The organism is Micromonospora sp. C28ISP2-4, from assembly GCF_030519385.1.
In the GTDB taxonomy this organism is placed as follows: domain Bacteria; phylum Actinomycetota; class Actinomycetes; order Mycobacteriales; family Micromonosporaceae; genus Micromonospora; species Micromonospora tulbaghiae.
The window spans coordinates 503,007-518,182 of the sequence record NZ_JAUMKG010000005.1; the positions used below are offsets into that span (position 1 = coordinate 503,007).

Below are 15,176 nucleotides of genomic sequence, written 5' to 3' on the forward strand. Positions count from 1 at the left end.
CGGGCGACGCCCACGTCACCGCATCACCCGGCGTGATGGTCAACAATTCAGCCCCACCGCTGGTCACGGTAGGTGACCCGCGCAATCTCAGCCGCCGGGACGGACCAGGCCCGTCTCGTACGCGAGCACGACCGCCTGCACCCGGTCGCGCAACCGTAGCTTCGTGAGCATGTGCCCGACATGGGTTTTCACGGTGGTCTCGCTGACCGACAGCGCCCGGGCGATCTCCGCGTTGGACAGTCCGCGCGCCATGTGGGTGAGCACCTCGCGCTCCCGGTCGGTCAGCGGCTCCAACGCCCGCGCGGGCGCGGTGGCCGGGTCCGGCAGCACCTGGGCGAATCGGTCCAGCAGCCGGCGCAGGACGCGCGGGGACATGACCGCGCCTCCGGCGGCCACCGTGCGGATCGCGGCGACGAGGTCCTCGGCCGGCACGTCCTTGGTGAGGAAGCCGCTCGCCCCGGCGCGCAGCGCCCCGACGACGTGTTCCTCCTGCGCGAACGTGGTGAGCACGAGCACGCGTACCGGCAGCCGGGCCGACACGATCGCCCGGGTGGCGGCCACCCCGTCCAGGCGCGGCATCCGGATGTCCATCAGCACCACGTCGGGCAGCAGCCGGCGGGACAGCTCCACCGCCTCCGCGCCGTCGCCGGCCTCACCCACCACGTCGAGGTCGTCCTCCGCGCCGAGCACCATCCGGAATCCGGTACGCAGCAGCGGCTGGTCGTCGGCGAGCAGGACCCGCACCGGCCGGGACACGGCGCCCTCGGTCATGCGTCCCCCTCGTCGTCCGGGCGGCGGTCCGGCCGGGCACCGGCACGCCGCGCCCACCCGGCACGGGACCGGCCGGCCGCACCCACGGTAGAGGGCAGCGGCCGCCCGCACCCCGATCAGGTCACTCCGTTCCCGCAGGATGGCCGCACCCCGCCTCGCCCTCGCCCCGCCCCGGTTGCCTCATCGCCCGGTGATCATGAAGTTGGCCGGCGGGAAAGCGCTTCCCGAGACAGTCAACTTCATGATCAACGCATCCGGGGTGCGTTGCTCGGGGTCAGGGGCGGGTGGGGGTTACTCGTCGGCGCCGGGAGGAGCCGGGCGGGAGCGGGCGTCCACGAGCGGGTCGGGCGCGGCGGCGGACGTCGGGAACGGCGGCGGCGTCCCGCCGTAGCTCGGGCACAGCGCCTGGTGGTTGCACCAGTCGCACAGGCGGCTCGGCCGGGGACGGAAATCCTGCCGGACGGTGGCCTGCTCGATCGCCCGCCACAGCGCCACCACAGTGCGCTCGAAGCGCACCAGCTCGTCGGCGTCCGGCGCGTAGTCGCAGACCTCGGCGTCCTTGAGGTAGAGCAGACGCAGCACGCGCGGCACCACGCCCCGGGTGCGCCACAGCACCAGGGCGTAGAACTTGAGCTGGAACAGTGCCCGCGCCTCGAACGCCTCGCGCGGCGCCCCGCCGGTCTTGTAGTCGACCACCCGCAGCGCGCCGTCCGGCGCGACGTCGAGCCGGTCGAGGTAGCCCCGGATGAGCAGCTCGTCGTCCACCACCGCGGAGATCAGCGCCTCGCGCTCGGCCGGCTCCAGCCGGCGCGGATCCTCCACCGCGAAGTAGCCGTCCAGCAGCGCCGTCGCCGACCGGAGGAACTCCTGCGGTCCGACGGCGTCGCCGTCGGCGAACAGCGTGGCCAGCTCCGGCTCCTCGGTGACCAGCCGGTCCCACTGCGGGGCGACCAGGTCACCGGCCGACTCCGGGGTGCGCGCGGCCGCCGGCAGGTCGAACAGCCGCTCCAGCACGGCGTGCACGAGCGTGCCCCGGGCCTGCTCGACGGTCGGCCGCTCGGGCAGCCGGTCGATGCTGCGGAACCGGTAGAGCAGCGGGCAGGTCTTGAAGTCGGCCGCCCGCGACGGCGACAACGAGGCCCGCACGGTGACCGGCGCCGGTGCCGCCGCCTGGTCGCCGTGACTGTCGATCATCGGTTCCGCCGTCATGTCCGGAAGGTTAGGGCACGCGTGTGACAGGGCCGTCGCCGCCGCACCGGAGCATGATCGGGATCGCGGCGCCCTGAGGCCGTCCACGGCTGCGGGGCTCGCCGAAGCTCAGCTCACGTAGCATCGGGCCGGTGCAGCAGCGGAGCCGAGGACCCCGCCGGCCGGGGCTCAGCCTCGGCCGGGTCCTCGGGGTGCCGCTGCGCGCCGACGCCTCGATGCTGCTGCTCACCGTCGTGGTCACCGTGCTGTACGCGGCGCTGGCCCGCCGCCAGCTCGACCTCGGCCCGCTCGGCGGCTACCTGGTCGGCCTCGGCTTCGTGGTCTCGCTGCTCGGCTCCGTGCTGCTGCACGAGCTGGGGCACGCGCTGACCGCCCGCCGGTACGGCATCGGTGTGCGGGGGATCACGCTGGAACTGCTCGGCGGATACACCGAGATGGACCGCGACGCCCCCAGCCCTCGCGTCGAGCTGCTGATCTCCCTGGCCGGCCCGGCCGTCTCCGCCGTGCTCGGCGCCGGTGCGGTCGCCGCCACCCTCGCCCTGCCCGCCGGCACGCTCGGCCACCAGCTCGCCTTCCAGCTCGCGGTCAGCAACGTGGTGGTGGCGATCTTCAACAGCCTGCCCGGCCTGCCGCTGGACGGCGGCCGGGCGCTGCGCGCCGCGGTGTGGGCGCTCACCCGCGACCGGCACCGCGGCACCGAGGTGGCCGGCTGGGTGGGCCGGGCGGTCGCGCTGGGCACGCTGGCGCTTGTCGTGGCGCTCACCATGCGCCGGGCGCTCGCCCCGCTCGCACTGCCGCTGCTGCTGCTCGTCGCGCTGACGCTGTGGCGCGGCGCCGGCCAGTCGATCCGGATGGCCCGCATCGGCCGCCGGCTGCACCTGGTCGACCTGGCCCGGCTGGCCCGCGCGGTGCTGCCGGTGCCGGCCGGCACACCGCTGGCCGAGGCCCAGCGCCGCCGCGACGAGTCGGGCACCCCCGAGGCGGCGCTCGGCGTGGTCGACTCGGCCGGCCGTACCGTCGCAGTGGTCGACCCGGCCCGCGTCGCCGCCGTACCCCCGGAACGCAGGCCGTGGGTCGCGGTGGACGAGGTGGCCCGCGACCTGTCCGCCGTGCCGGCCCTGCCGGTCGGCGCGGACGGCGAGCGCGTGCTGGAGACGGTGCGCACCCACCCGGGCGCGCAGTACGTCGTGACGGCAGGCGAAGATGTGGTCGGCGTGCTGCACATCGCGGATCTCGCCCAGCTCCTGGAACCCGAACGGAAGACGAACACGTGACCGCAGAGATCTCCACCGTCCCGGCGTTGCCCCCGGTCCATCGCGGGCCGTTCCGGCCGGGCGACCGGGTCCAGCTGACCGACCCGAAGGGCCGGATGCACACAGTGACGCTGGAGCCGGGCAAGGAGTTCCACACCCACCGCGGGATCCTCAAGCACGACACCCTGATCGGCCTGCCCGACGGCAGCGTGGTCACCACCGCCGGCGGCGGCACCGCGTTCCTGGCGCTGCGTCCGCTGCTGTCGGACTACGTGCTGTCCATGCCGCGCGGCGCCCAGGTGATCTACCCGAAGGACTCGGCGCAGATCGTCGCCATGGGCGACATCTTCCCCGGTGCCAAGGTGCTGGAGGCCGGCGCCGGGTCCGGCGCGCTGTCCTGCTCGCTGCTGCGGGCCGTCGGCACCGAGGGCGAGCTGCACTCGTTCGAGCTGCGCGACGACTTCGCCCAGATCGCCCGCCGCAACGTCGAGGCGTTCTTCAACGGCCCGCACCCGGCCTGGAACCTGCACGTCGGCGACGTCGCCGACTGCGCCGAGACCGGATTCGACCGGATCATCCTCGACATGCTCACCCCCTGGGAGATGCTCGACATGGTCGAGCGGGCGCTCGTGCCCGGCGGCGTGCTGATCGGCTACGTGGCCACCACCCCGCAGCTGTCCGAGCTGGTCGAGGCACTGCGCGAGCGCGGCGGCTGGACCGAGCCGCGCGCCTGGGAGTCGCTGGTGCGCGACTGGCACGCCGAAGGGCTCGCGGTCCGCCCGGACCACCGGATGATCGCCCACACCGCGTTCCTGGTCTCCGCGCGCAAGCTCGCCCCCGGCGTCACCGCGCCGCCGCGCCGGCGCAAGCCCAGCAAGGGCGCCGAGGCGTACGCGCAGCGCCGCGACGCCCTGCGCGCCGCCGCCGCGGCCCGCGCGGCGGAGGAGCCGGAGCAGTCCTGACCCCCGCCGCGCACTCGCGCGCGCACGGGCGGATCATGTGTGCCGGTGGGGACGACACCTGAGCGGGTGGAGACGGTGGCATGAGCGAGCGGATCGGGGCGCGCGTCGGGCGGCGCGCCCGTGCCGGTGACCGAAACCGATGGCGGCGCCGCGGCGCCGTTCGGCGGGAGGCGGCGTGAGCAATCCCGGCTACGGCAACGGCGACCTGCCCGCCGTCTTCCCGGACTGGTCGCCCTACACCGACCTGGAGTCGGCCGCCCGGGCGTACCTGCGCGACCCGGACATCGCGCTGGAGGCGCTCGACGGCGTGCTGCGCGGCGCGTCGGTGCTCGGCTTCACGCTGGAGCGCTTCGTCAACGAGGTGAACGGGGTGTGGCAGGAGGTCGTCGTCTGCGACGGCAGCCGGCTGGTGCTCTGGCACGGCGAGGACGTGCCGCCGGGGGAGGGGCCGCCCGGCGCGATGACCTCGTCGCTGCGGGTGGTGCCGCTGTCCACCGTCACCGAGGTCGGCTGCCGGCGGCGGCTCATGCGCGCCGACAACGGCACCGTGCGCGTCGACAGCATCGACGTGTACCTGCTGCTCAGCTCGCTGGACGAGGCGCCGCCCAGCGACGAGGCGGTCGGCGCGCCAAGGCACGACGCGCTGCGCTTCGGCAAGACCCTCGACGACGGCGGGGCGGGGCAGATCGCCCGGCTGGAGGAGTTCGCCCGGCTGGTCGCCTCGGTCGTCGGCCGGCCCCTGCTCTGACCGGCGCTGCTCTGACCGGCGCTGCTCTGCGGCGGACGCGCGACGGGCCGGGGACGTGTGTCCCCGGCCCGTCGTGTCCGTCTCCGCTCAGTCCTCGGCCTCCGGGCCGGCCACCTCGACGCCGTCGCTGCCGCGCACCACGTGGATGCACTCGCCCGGGCACTCCTTCGCCGAGTCGATCACCTCGAGGCGCAGGTGCTCCGGCACGTCCACCCGGGCGCCGGGGGCCTGCCGCAGCTCGCCGTCCGGGCCCTTGACGTACGCCAGGCCGTCGACGTCGAACTCGAAGACCTCCGGCGCGTACTGCACGCAGAGCCCGTCACCGGTGCAGAGATCCTGATCCACCCAGACCTGCAACTGGTCGGTCGCGACGTCGGTCACGAAGCACCCCCCATGTTCTCCCGTCCCACACTCCGACGGTACCCGAACGCCCGTACCCGCCCCGCGACCAGCCCTTCGCGATCAAGCTTCGGTGACGAGCGCGTTGCTGTGGACCGAATCGGGCTCATAGCGGCTAGTGTTAGGTCAGAACGTTCAAGCCCCCCGGGGAGGTGGGACGTGGCACGCAGCGACGACGCGGACTCGCGCGCCGCACGGTGGGAAAAGGAAGCCCACGATCTCTCCACGCAGGTCGCGTTCCTGCAAGAGGAACTCGCTCTGGTGCGGCGCAAGTTGACCGAAAGCCCCCGACACGTCCGGCAGCTCGAAGAGCGGCTGGCGGCCACCCAGGCCCAGTTGGCGCGGCTGACCGAGAACAACGAACGGCTCGTGAGCACCCTCAAGGAGGCTCGCGCGCAGATCGTGACGCTCAAGGAGGAGATCGACCGGCTCGCCCAGCCACCGAGTGGCTACGGCGTCTTCCTGGCCAAGCACGACGACGGCACGGTGGACGTGTTCACCGGCGGGCGCAAGCTCCGGGTGGCCGTCTCGCCCTCGCTGGAGGTCGACGAGCTGCGCCGTGGCCAGGAGGTCCTGCTCAACGACGCGCTCAACATCGTCGACGCGTTCGGCTACGAGCGGGTCGGCGAGGTGGTGATGCTCAAGGAGATCCTGGCGGGCCCCGACGGCGCTCCGGGTGACCGGGCGCTCGTGGTCTCGCACTCCGACGAGGAGCGGATCGTGCACCTCGCCGAGACCCTGATCGGCAGCGCGATCCGGGCCGGCGACTCGCTCATGATCGAGCCCCGCTCGGCGTACGCGTACGAGCGGATCCCGAAGAGCGAGGTCGAGGAACTGGTCCTGGAGGAGGTGCCCGACGTCAACTACGAGGACATCGGTGGCCTCCAGGCGCAGATCGAGCAGATCCGCGACGCGGTGGAGCTGCCGTTCCTGCACTCCGACCTGTTCCGCGAGCACCAGCTCCGGCCGCCGAAGGGCATCCTGCTCTACGGCCCGCCCGGCTGCGGCAAGACGCTGATCGCCAAGGCGGTGGCGAACTCGCTGGCCAAGAAGATCGCCGAGCGGGAGGGCAAGGAGCGGCACACCAGCTTCTTCCTCAACATCAAGGGCCCCGAGCTGCTGAACAAGTACGTCGGCGAGACCGAGCGGCACATCCGGCTGATCTTCCAGCGGGCGCGGGAGAAGGCCGGCGAGGGCACGCCGGTGATCGTGTTCTTCGACGAGATGGACTCGGTGTTCCGCACCCGTGGCTCCGGCGTCTCCTCCGACGTGGAGAACACCATCGTCCCGCAGCTGCTCAGCGAGATCGACGGCGTCGAGGGCCTGGAGAACGTCATCGTCATCGGCGCCTCCAACCGGGAAGACATGATCGACCCGGCGATCCTGCGCCCCGGCCGGCTCGACGTGAAGATCAAGATCGAGCGGCCGGACGCCGAGGCGGCGAAGGACATCTTCTCCAAGTACATCCTCGCCGGCCTGCCGCTGCACGCCGACGACCTGGCCGAACACGGCGGCGACGCCCAGGCCACAGTCGCGGCGATGATCGACGCGGTGGTCCTGCGGATGTACTCCGAGACCGAGGAGAACCGCTTCCTCGAGGTCACCTACGCCAACGGCGACAAGGAAGTCCTCTACTTCAAGGACTTCAACTCCGGCGCGATGATCCAGAACATCGTCGACCGGGGCAAGAAGATGGCCATCAAGGAGTTCCTCACCTCCGGCCGCAAGGGGCTGCGGCTGCAGCACCTGCTCGACGCCTGCGTCGACGAGTTCCGCGAGAACGAGGACCTGCCCAACACCACCAATCCCGACGACTGGGCCCGCATCTCCGGCAAGAAGGGCGAGCGGATCGTCTACATCCGCACGCTCGTCTCCGGCGGCAAGGGCGCCGAGGCCGGACGGTCCATCGAGACCGCCAGCAACACCGGCCAATACCTGTAGTCCGACCGCTCGACGAAGGCCCGTGGCGTACGCGCCGCGGGCCTTCGCGCGTACCCGGGTGGGCCGCCACACCGGACCGGCGCTGCCGCCACGCCCCCTCGGCGCGTCACGCCGACTACGCTCGACGTGACGGGGACCGGGACGGCGAGCGGAGCGGGCAGGTCGATGAGCGTTAGACGGATCATGGGCACCGAGGTCGAGTACGGCATCTCCGTGCCCGGTCAGGCCGGAGCCAACCCGATGGTCACCTCCTCCCAGGTGGTGAACGCCTACGGGGCGCGGCCGGAACTCAACCGGGGCGGCCGGGCCCGCTGGGACTACGAGGAGGAGTCGCCACTGCGCGACGCCCGCGGGTTCACCTACTCCGGGGCCGCGTACGACCCGGCCGAGGCGCTCGCCGACGAGGACCTCGGGCTGGCAAACGTCATACTCACGAACGGTGCCCGCCTCTACGTCGACCACGCGCACCCGGAGTACTCCACGCCCGAGGTGACCAACCCGCTGGACGTGGTGCGGTGGGACAAGGCGGGGGAGCGGGTGATGGCCGAGGCGGCCCGGCGGGCCGCGACCATCCCGGGCACCCACCCGATCCACCTGTACAAGAACAACACCGACAACAAGGGCGCCAGCTACGGCGCGCACGAGAACTACCTGATGCGCCGGCAGACGCCGTTCGCCGACATCGTGGCGTACCTGACGCCGTTCTTCGTCACGCGGCAGATCGTCTGCGGCGCCGGGCGGGTCGGCATCGGCCAGGACGGCGGCCAGGCCGGTTTCCAGATCTCCCAGCGGGCCGACTTCTTCGAGGTCGAGGTGGGACTGGAGACGACGCTCAAGCGGCCCATCATCAACACCCGCGACGAGCCGCACGCCGACGCCGACAAGTACCGCCGGCTGCACGTCATCATCGGCGACGCCAACCTCTCCGAGATCTCCACGTTCCTCAAGGTCGGCACCACCTCGCTGATCCTCGCCATGATCGAGGAGAAGGCGCTCGGCGCGGACCTGGGCATCGCCGACCCGGTGGCCGAGCTGCGCGCGGTCAGCCACGACCCGTCGCTCAAGCACCTGATGCGGATGCGCGACGGCCGTAGGCTGACCGCGCTGGACGTGCAGTGGGCGTACCTGGAGCGGGTCGGCTCCTTCGTGGACGACCGCTACGGCAAGGACGTGGACCCGCAGACCGCCGACGTGCTGCGCCGCTGGGAGAGCGTGCTGGACCGGCTCGGCCGGGACGCGTTCGAGTGCGCCGACGAACTGGACTGGGTGGCCAAGCTGCGGCTGCTGGAGGGCTACCGGGAGCGGGAGAAGCTGGCCTGGGGCTCGCACAAGCTGCAACTGGTCGACCTCCAGTACTCCGACGTGCGGCCGGAGAAGGGCCTCTACCACCGGCTGGTGCAGCGCGGCTCGATGAAGACGCTGCTCACCGACGAGCAGACCCGCACCGCGATGACCGAGCCGCCGGAGGACACCCGGGCCTACTTCCGGGGCCGCTGCCTGGACCGGTACGCCTCCGAGGTGGTCGCCGCGAGCTGGGACTCGGTCATCTTCGACGTGGGCCGGGAGTCGCTGGTCCGGGTGCCGATGATGGAGCCCGAGCGGGGCACCCGCGCGCACGTGGGCGAGCTGTTCGACCGGTGCGAGAGCGCCAAGGATCTGCTGGAGACGCTCACCGGCGGGTGACCCCGATGCCGGAAGGCCCGCCGGGTGCCGGAAACGGGCACGCGACGGGCCTTTCGTCGCTCCCGCGAGGTAAGTTGATCGCAGGCGATCGTGGAGGAGGCACCACCATGGCGACGCAAGAGGGTGGGCAGACCCAGTCCGGCAAGTCCCGCGAGGAGGTCGAGGAGGTCACCGCGGAGGCGAACCCCGAGGTGGCCGAGCGGCACGCCGAGATCACCGAGGACGTGGATGATCTGCTCGACGAGATCGACTCCGTCCTGGAGGAGAACGCCGAGGAGTTCGTCCGGGGATATGTACAAAAGGGCGGCCAGTAGAGCATATGTCCGTTTCGTCCGGTAGGGCGAAGGGTAGGCCGTCAACCGCCGGCACCACGATGATCGCACCGCACGGGTGCGCGGGATAATCTGCTTCAACTGCAACGGTGGTCTTGGCCGGTCCCGGGACACTCCCGTGGGGCCGGCCGGGGCGATCACGTACCTGAGAGGAACCACGTGGCAGCGGGTTTTGATCCATCCGGGCGTCTTCCAGATGTGTTCACCAACGCGGGGACGTCCTCCTTCACAGCGTTCCTGAGCAAGGTGGCCCCCGAGATGCTGCCCGGCCGTCGGCCGCTGCCGCCCGGCATGGCCGCCGACATGGCGCCGCACGCGACCACGATCGTGGCCATCGCGGCCGCCGGTGGCGTGGTCATGGCCGGCGACCGGCGCGCCACGATGGGCAACCTGATCGCCCAGCGCGACATCGAGAAGGTGCACCCGGCCGACGCGTACTCGCTGGTCGGCATCGCGGGCACGGCCGGCATCGGCATCGAGCTGATGCGACTGTTCCAGGTGGAGCTGGAGCACTACGAGAAGATCGAGGGCGCGATGCTCTCGCTCGACGGCAAGGCCAACCGGCTGGCCTCGATGATCCGCGGCAACCTGGGCGCGGCCATGCAGGGCCTCGCGGTGATCCCGCTGTTCGCCGGCTTCGACCTGGCCGCGAGCGACCCGGCGCGGGCCGGGCGGATCTTCAGCTTCGACGTGACCGGCGGCCCGTACGAGGAGACCGGCTACGACGCCATCGGCTCCGGTTCGCTGTTCGCCAAGTCCGCGCTGAAGAAGCGGTTCCGGGCCGGCCTGTCGGTCGAGGACGCGACGCGGCTGGCGGTCGAGGCGCTCTACGACGCGGCGGACGACGACACCGCCACCGGCGGCCCCGACCTGACCCGGCGGATCTACCCGGTCGTGATGACCGCCACCGCCGAGGGCACCCACCGGCTCACCGACGCCGAGACGGCGGCGATCGCGGAGAGCGTGGTGTCCGGCCGGATGGAGAACCCCGGCGGCTGAGGCCCCTCCCACCGTCCACCGAGTCAGCAGCCCCGCAGAAGGAGAACCGCCGCCGTGGCCATGCAGTTCTACGCCTCGCCCGAGCAGATCATGCGCGACCGCTCCGAGCTGGCCCGCAAGGGCATCGCCCGGGGCCGCAGCGCGGTGGTCCTGAGCTACGCGGGCGGGGTGCTCTTCGTCGCCGAGAACCTGTCCAGCACGCTGCACAAGGTCAGCGAGATCTACGACCGGATCGGCTTCGCCGCAGTCGGCCGGTACAACGAGTTCGAGAACCTGCGCCGCGCGGGTGTGCGGATGGCCGACCTCAACGGGCTCAGCTACGACCGGCGGGACGTGACCGGTCTGGCGCTCGCAAACGCGTACGCGCAGACGCTCGGCGCGATCTTCACGGAGCAGTCGAAGCCGTTCGAGGTGGAGATCTGCGTGGCCGAGGTGGGCGCCACGGCCGAGGACGACTCCCTCTACCGGGTGACCTACGACGGCTCGGTGAACGACGAGCCGGGCCGGATGGCGATGGGCGGCCAGGCCGAGGCGATCACCGGGGTGCTGAAGAACGAGCACCGGCCGGAGATGTCCCTGTCGGAGGCGGTCCGCGCCGCCATGAAGGCGCTGAGCAGCGTCGGCGGCGAGGGCGGGGCGGCCCGCACCATCGCCGCGAACCAGCTGGAGGTGGCGGTCCTGGACCGGCGCCGGGTGGGGCGTACGTTCCGGCGGGTGACCGGCGCGGCGCTGACCGCGCTGCTGGACGGCGAGGCGGAGGGGGACGTTCCCCCGGCGCCGGGCCGGGCGAAGACGCCGACAGTGCCGACGGAGGAGGCGAAGAAGCCGACCACGTCGGCGGGTTCGGCCGATCTGGAGGGCAACGCGGAGGACAAGCCCGCCGAGTGACGCGCGTTCACGGACCCCGCCGCCTCGCCGAGGTGGCGGGGTCTTTCGCGTACGGAGCCCGCCACCTCCCCGATCCGGTGGGGGAGATCGCAAGCGGCGAGCGTCGGCGCTGCCCATCGGAGGCTCCGGGCGGCTAGTGTCTCATCATGGAGCGGCGAATCTTCGGCCTCGAAACCGAGTACGGCGTCACCTGCACCTATCGCGGGCAACGCCGACTGTCCCCCGACGAGGTCGCGCGGTACCTGTTCCGGCGGGTGGTGTCGTGGGGCCGGTCGAGCAACGTGTTCCTGCGCAACGGCGCCCGCCTCTATCTGGACGTGGGCTCGCACCCGGAGTACGCGACCCCGGAGTGCGACTCGGTGACCGACCTGGTGGCACACGACCGGGCCGGTGAGCGGATCCTGGAGGGGCTGCTCGTCGACGCCGAGAAGCGGCTGCACGACGAGGGCATCGCGGGCGAGATCTACCTGTTCAAGAACAACACCGACTCGGCCGGCAACTCGTACGGCTGTCACGAGAACTACCTGGTGTCCCGGCACGGTGAGTTCGGCCGGCTCGCCGACGTGCTCATCCCGTTCCTGGTCACCCGGCAGCTGATCTGCGGCGCGGGCAAGGTGCTGCAGACGCCGCGCGGCGCTGTCTACTGCCTGTCCCAGCGGGCCGAGCACATCTGGGAGGGCGTCTCCTCGGCGACCACCCGCAGCCGGCCGATCATCAACACGCGGGACGAGCCGCACGCGGACGCCGAGCGCTACCGCCGGCTGCACGTGATCGTCGGCGACTCGAACATGAACGAGGTCACCACGCTGCTGAAGGTCGGCACCGCCGACATCGTGCTGCGGATGATCGAGGCCGGCGTGGTGATGCGCGACCTGACGCTGGAGAACCCGATCCGGGCGATCCGCGAGGTGTCGCACGACATCACCGGCCGGCGCAAGGTGCGGCTGGCCTCCGGCAAGGAGGTCTCGGCGCTGGAGATCCAGCAGGAATACCTGGCCAAGGCCACGGAGTTCGTGGAGCGCCGGGGCGGCGACCAGACCGCGAAGCGGGTGGTCGACCTGTGGGGCCGGGTGCTGCGCGCGGTCGAGACCGGCGACCTGGACCCGGTGGCCCGCGAGATCGACTGGGTCACCAAGCTGAAGCTGATCGAGCGCTACCAGCGCAAGCACGACCTGCCGCTGTCGCACCCGCGGGTGGCGCAGATGGACCTGGCCTACCACGATCTGCGGCGCGGGCGCGGCCTGTACGGGCTGCTGGAGCGCCGCCGCGAGGTCGACCGGGTGGCGACCGACCCGGAGATCTTCGAGGCGAAGGAGACGCCGCCGCAGACGACCCGGGCGCGGCTGCGCGGCGAGTTCATCCGCCACGCCCAGGAGAAGCGGCGTGACTTCACCGTGGACTGGGTGCACCTGAAGCTGAACGACCAGGCGCAGCGCACGGTGCTGTGCAAGGACCCGTTCCGGGCCTACGACGAGCGGGTGGAACGGCTGATCGCCAGCATGTGACCGTGGCGGCGGCCGGTGCCCGGCCCCGGCCGCCCGTCCACGGGTACGCTGGCGTCGCGATGAACACTTCCGAATCCGCCGGTGGGTCCGGCCGCGAGACGTCCTCGGACCGCGACGGCACCGAGAAGCTCAACTGGATCGACCGCCGGCGGGAGAAGATCCGCGCCGAGATCGAACGCAACAGGCGCGGCGACTACACGGTGCCGACGTGGGTGCTGGCGGTGGCGCTGGTGCTGATCGTGGGCGCCTGGCTGGCGTTGATCCTGTTCCTCGGCTGAGCGCCGCGCCGATCAACCCAGCAGGCGGGCCGCGTGCCGGCCCGCGGCAGCCGCGGCCAGGAAGTACGCGTGGTCGGCGTCCAGGCCCCGGCCCATCGTGGACAGGCCGACCGGGGCGGCCCGCAGCGCCGCGTCGAGGCCGTCGGCGGGCACCGTGACGATCGTGTGCCGGTCGGCCAGCGGCGCGAGCGCCGCGGCGACCTCCGCCGCCAGGCCGGGGGGCAGGCCGTCCGGCACGACCAGCTCCGCGGGGGCCAGCGCCACCCGGCCGTACGCGGTCAGGCTGTGATGGGAGACGCCACGGTGCCGGGGCCGGGCGTCGGCGTCGGAGATGCGCAGCGACCCGACCGGGCGCCCGCCCAGGGTGGCGACCGCGTTCACCGCCTCGCCGACCGCCACGCCGGAGAAACCCCAGCGGGTGCCGGTGCCGAGGTTGCCCGGCCCCTGGGCGACGATCGTCAGGTCCGCGTCGAGCACGTGCCGCGCGGCGAGCAGACCGCTGTGCAGCGTGCTCGCCTCCAGGTCGCCACCGAACGCCTGGCCCACGCTCACCGTGCCCACGAGGTGCCCGGACAGCCCGGCCAGCGTGCGGGAGAACCAGGCCGGCAGCGCCCCGCCGTCGGTCAGCACGTACGCCACCCGGGCGCCGGGCGCGTCGGCGCGTACGCCGGCCAGGATCGCGGGCAGCGCGGAGTGCAGGTCGGCGGTGACCACCGGCATGCCGTCGACCGAATCGGCGGCGGCCAGCCGGTCGTGGTGCGGCGACGCCTCCTCGTCCACGCCGAGCAGGATCGGTTGCAGCGGCGTGTAGCGGGCCTTGACCAGGTGCCCGGCGTCGCGGCTGTCACCGGCCTGCGGCGGGTCCGGCGGCAGCCGGTCGGGCAGCGCCACGACCAGCGCGTACCCGCCGGTGCCGAGGCCCATCAGCAGCGCGCCGGCGTTGAGCAGCACCCGGTCGCCGGGCTCCGGCTCGCCGACCAGGGTCGGGTAGGCCAGGGCGCGCATCCGGGCGCCGTCGGGCAGGTCGACGTCGAGTTCGACAGCGCCGGCCCACCGTCGCCGTACCGCCGTGACCGTGCCGGACCGCCATCGCACCATGCGGTGCACGGTATCGGCCGCGGCCGGGGCGGCCCCCGGGCGGGTCAGGGGTTCCGGTCGTCGACCGGGCGGCCCGCCTCGTCCTGGGTGGTGCGGGCGGACCGGCCGCCCGAACGGGACCGGGTGGGGTCGAGGAAGACGTAGGCGATCTCCGGGAAGTGCCCGGTGAGCCGGCGTTCGGCCTCGTCGGCTGCGGCCTCGATGTCGGCGCCGGTGGCGTCGTCGCGGAAGTCCACCTTGGCGGCGACGAGGATGTCGTCGGGGCCGAGGAACATGGTCATCAGCGTGTCGATCCGGTCCACCGTCGGCACGTCCGCCAGTTCCCGCTCGATGCGCCGGTGCAGCCGGTCGGAGACGGAACGGCCGACCAGCAGCGAGATGTTGCTGCGCGCCAGCACGGCGGCGACCACCAGCAGCAGGACGCCGATGAGGATCGAGGCGATCCCGTCGTACAGCTCGTCGCCGGTCAGGTGCGACAGGGTGAGCCCGCCGGCGGCGATCAGCAGGCCGATCAGCGCGGCGCTGTCCTCCAGGAACACCGCCTTGACCGTGGTGTCGGCGGTCAGGCGCAGGTAGCGGCGCGGGGTGGTGCCCCAGCGGCGCGACTCGCCGCGCACCTGCCGTACCGCCCGGGCCAGCGACACCGACTCGATCGCGAAGGAGACCGCCAGCACCACGTACGCGACGAGGTACTCGCCGCTGTGCTCGTGCACCAGGATGGTGGTGACACCGTGCGTGATGGCGAAGCCCGCCCCGGCGACGAAGGTGAACAGCGCGGCGAGGAACGCCCAGACGTAGCTCTCCTTGCCGTACCCGAAGGGGTGCCGGGTGTCGGCGGGCCGCGCGCCGCGGCGCAGCGCCAGGTAGAGCAGCACCTCGGTGGTGGTGTCGGCGAGCGAGTGGGCGGCCTCGGACAGCATCGCCGCGGAGCCCGAGATGAGGCCCGCGACCAGCTTCGCGACGGCGATGGCGAGGTTCGCCGCGCCGGCCACCACGACTGTGCCGACGCTCTCGGTCTTGACCTCCGGTTCCGCCATGCGATCACCCTATGGCCGGTCGGTGCGCGCCGCCCGGTGGGAAGACCCCCGCGCCGCGCCGCGCGGGTGCCCG

At 72.5% G+C, this 15,176-nt stretch carries 16 protein-coding genes; 11 read left to right on the forward strand and 5 right to left on the reverse strand.

Annotated elements, in window-relative coordinates; all coding sequences use genetic code 11:
• Positions 1-87 precede the first annotated feature (87 nt).
• Complete coding sequence (locus Q3W68_RS21230; protein WP_302907101.1) at positions 88-771, reverse strand: response regulator transcription factor; 684 nt, start codon at positions 769-771, stop codon at positions 88-90.
• A gap of 291 nt (positions 772-1,062) precedes the next feature.
• Entirely contained in the window at positions 1,063-1,965 is a 903-nt protein-coding gene (locus Q3W68_RS21235) for a PD-(D/E)XK nuclease family protein (RefSeq protein ID WP_302907160.1), read from the reverse strand.
• 230 nt (positions 1,966-2,195) lie between these two features.
• Here Q3W68_RS21235 and Q3W68_RS21240 point away from each other — a divergent pair, with 230 nt between their 5' ends.
• From Q3W68_RS21240 to Q3W68_RS21250, 3 genes are all read left to right on the forward strand, one after another.
• Entirely contained in the window at positions 2,196-3,254 is a 1,059-nt protein-coding gene (locus Q3W68_RS21240; RefSeq protein WP_302907161.1) for a M50 family metallopeptidase, read from the forward strand.
• On the forward strand, positions 3,251-4,195 hold the full coding sequence (locus Q3W68_RS21245; RefSeq protein ID WP_121685616.1) for a tRNA (adenine-N1)-methyltransferase: 945 nt from the start codon (positions 3,251-3,253) through the stop codon (positions 4,193-4,195). The genes Q3W68_RS21240 and Q3W68_RS21245 overlap by 4 nt, the downstream gene beginning before the upstream one ends.
• Before the next feature lie 175 nt (positions 4,196-4,370).
• The gene (locus tag Q3W68_RS21250; protein WP_120570080.1) at positions 4,371-4,943 is read left to right on the forward strand and encodes a hypothetical protein; all 573 of its coding nucleotides are present in this window, start codon (positions 4,371-4,373) and stop codon (positions 4,941-4,943) included.
• Positions 4,944-5,030: 87 nt separating this feature from the next.
• Here Q3W68_RS21250 and Q3W68_RS21255 read toward each other — a convergent pair whose 3' ends face one another.
• Complete coding sequence (locus tag Q3W68_RS21255) at positions 5,031-5,324, reverse strand: ferredoxin (RefSeq protein ID WP_013286103.1); 294 nt, start codon at positions 5,322-5,324, stop codon at positions 5,031-5,033.
• Between the two features lie 177 nt (positions 5,325-5,501).
• Here Q3W68_RS21255 and arc point away from each other — a divergent pair, with 177 nt between their 5' ends.
• The 8 genes from arc (at position 5,502) to Q3W68_RS21295 (ending at position 12,968) form a co-directional block, all read left to right on the forward strand.
• Entirely contained in the window at positions 5,502-7,283 is a 1,782-nt protein-coding gene (gene arc / locus Q3W68_RS21260; protein ID WP_174535578.1) for a proteasome ATPase, read from the forward strand.
• 165 nt (positions 7,284-7,448) lie between these two features.
• Positions 7,449-8,966, forward strand: coding sequence for a depupylase/deamidase Dop (gene dop, locus Q3W68_RS21265; protein WP_368045756.1), 1,518 nt, complete (start codon positions 7,449-7,451; stop codon positions 8,964-8,966).
• A gap of 107 nt (positions 8,967-9,073) precedes the next feature.
• The gene (locus tag Q3W68_RS21270) at positions 9,074-9,280 is read left to right on the forward strand and encodes a ubiquitin-like protein Pup (RefSeq protein ID WP_013286106.1); all 207 of its coding nucleotides are present in this window, start codon (positions 9,074-9,076) and stop codon (positions 9,278-9,280) included.
• A gap of 76 nt (positions 9,281-9,356) precedes the next feature.
• Positions 9,357-9,539 carry an endonuclease VII domain-containing protein gene (locus Q3W68_RS21275; RefSeq protein ID WP_225853395.1) on the forward strand — a complete coding sequence of 61 codons (183 nt, stop codon included), beginning with the start codon at positions 9,357-9,359 and terminating at the stop codon, positions 9,537-9,539.
• The gene (gene prcB, locus Q3W68_RS21280) at positions 9,458-10,297 is read left to right on the forward strand and encodes a proteasome subunit beta (RefSeq protein WP_302907102.1); all 840 of its coding nucleotides are present in this window, start codon (positions 9,458-9,460) and stop codon (positions 10,295-10,297) included. Before Q3W68_RS21275 ends, prcB begins: the two co-directional genes overlap by 82 nt.
• A gap of 54 nt (positions 10,298-10,351) precedes the next feature.
• Complete coding sequence (gene prcA / locus Q3W68_RS21285; protein WP_302907103.1) at positions 10,352-11,185, forward strand: proteasome subunit alpha; 834 nt, start codon at positions 10,352-10,354, stop codon at positions 11,183-11,185.
• A gap of 146 nt (positions 11,186-11,331) precedes the next feature.
• A complete protein-coding gene (gene pafA / locus Q3W68_RS21290; protein ID WP_013286109.1) occupies positions 11,332-12,690 on the forward strand; it encodes a Pup--protein ligase in 1,359 nt (452 codons plus the stop codon).
• Between the two features lie 59 nt (positions 12,691-12,749).
• The gene (locus Q3W68_RS21295) at positions 12,750-12,968 is read left to right on the forward strand and encodes a hypothetical protein (protein ID WP_302907104.1); all 219 of its coding nucleotides are present in this window, start codon (positions 12,750-12,752) and stop codon (positions 12,966-12,968) included.
• A 12-nt stretch (positions 12,969-12,980) separates the two neighbouring features.
• Here Q3W68_RS21295 and Q3W68_RS21300 read toward each other — a convergent pair whose 3' ends face one another.
• Both Q3W68_RS21300 and Q3W68_RS21305 read right to left on the reverse strand, forming a co-directional pair.
• Positions 12,981-14,066, reverse strand: a complete 1,086-nt coding sequence (locus tag Q3W68_RS21300) for a DUF3866 family protein (protein WP_302907105.1) — start codon at positions 14,064-14,066, stop codon at positions 12,981-12,983.
• Positions 14,067-14,110: 44 nt separating this feature from the next.
• Positions 14,111-15,103, reverse strand: a complete 993-nt coding sequence (locus Q3W68_RS21305) for a cation diffusion facilitator family transporter (protein ID WP_302907106.1) — start codon at positions 15,101-15,103, stop codon at positions 14,111-14,113.
• Between the last annotated feature and the right edge of the window lie 73 nt (positions 15,104-15,176).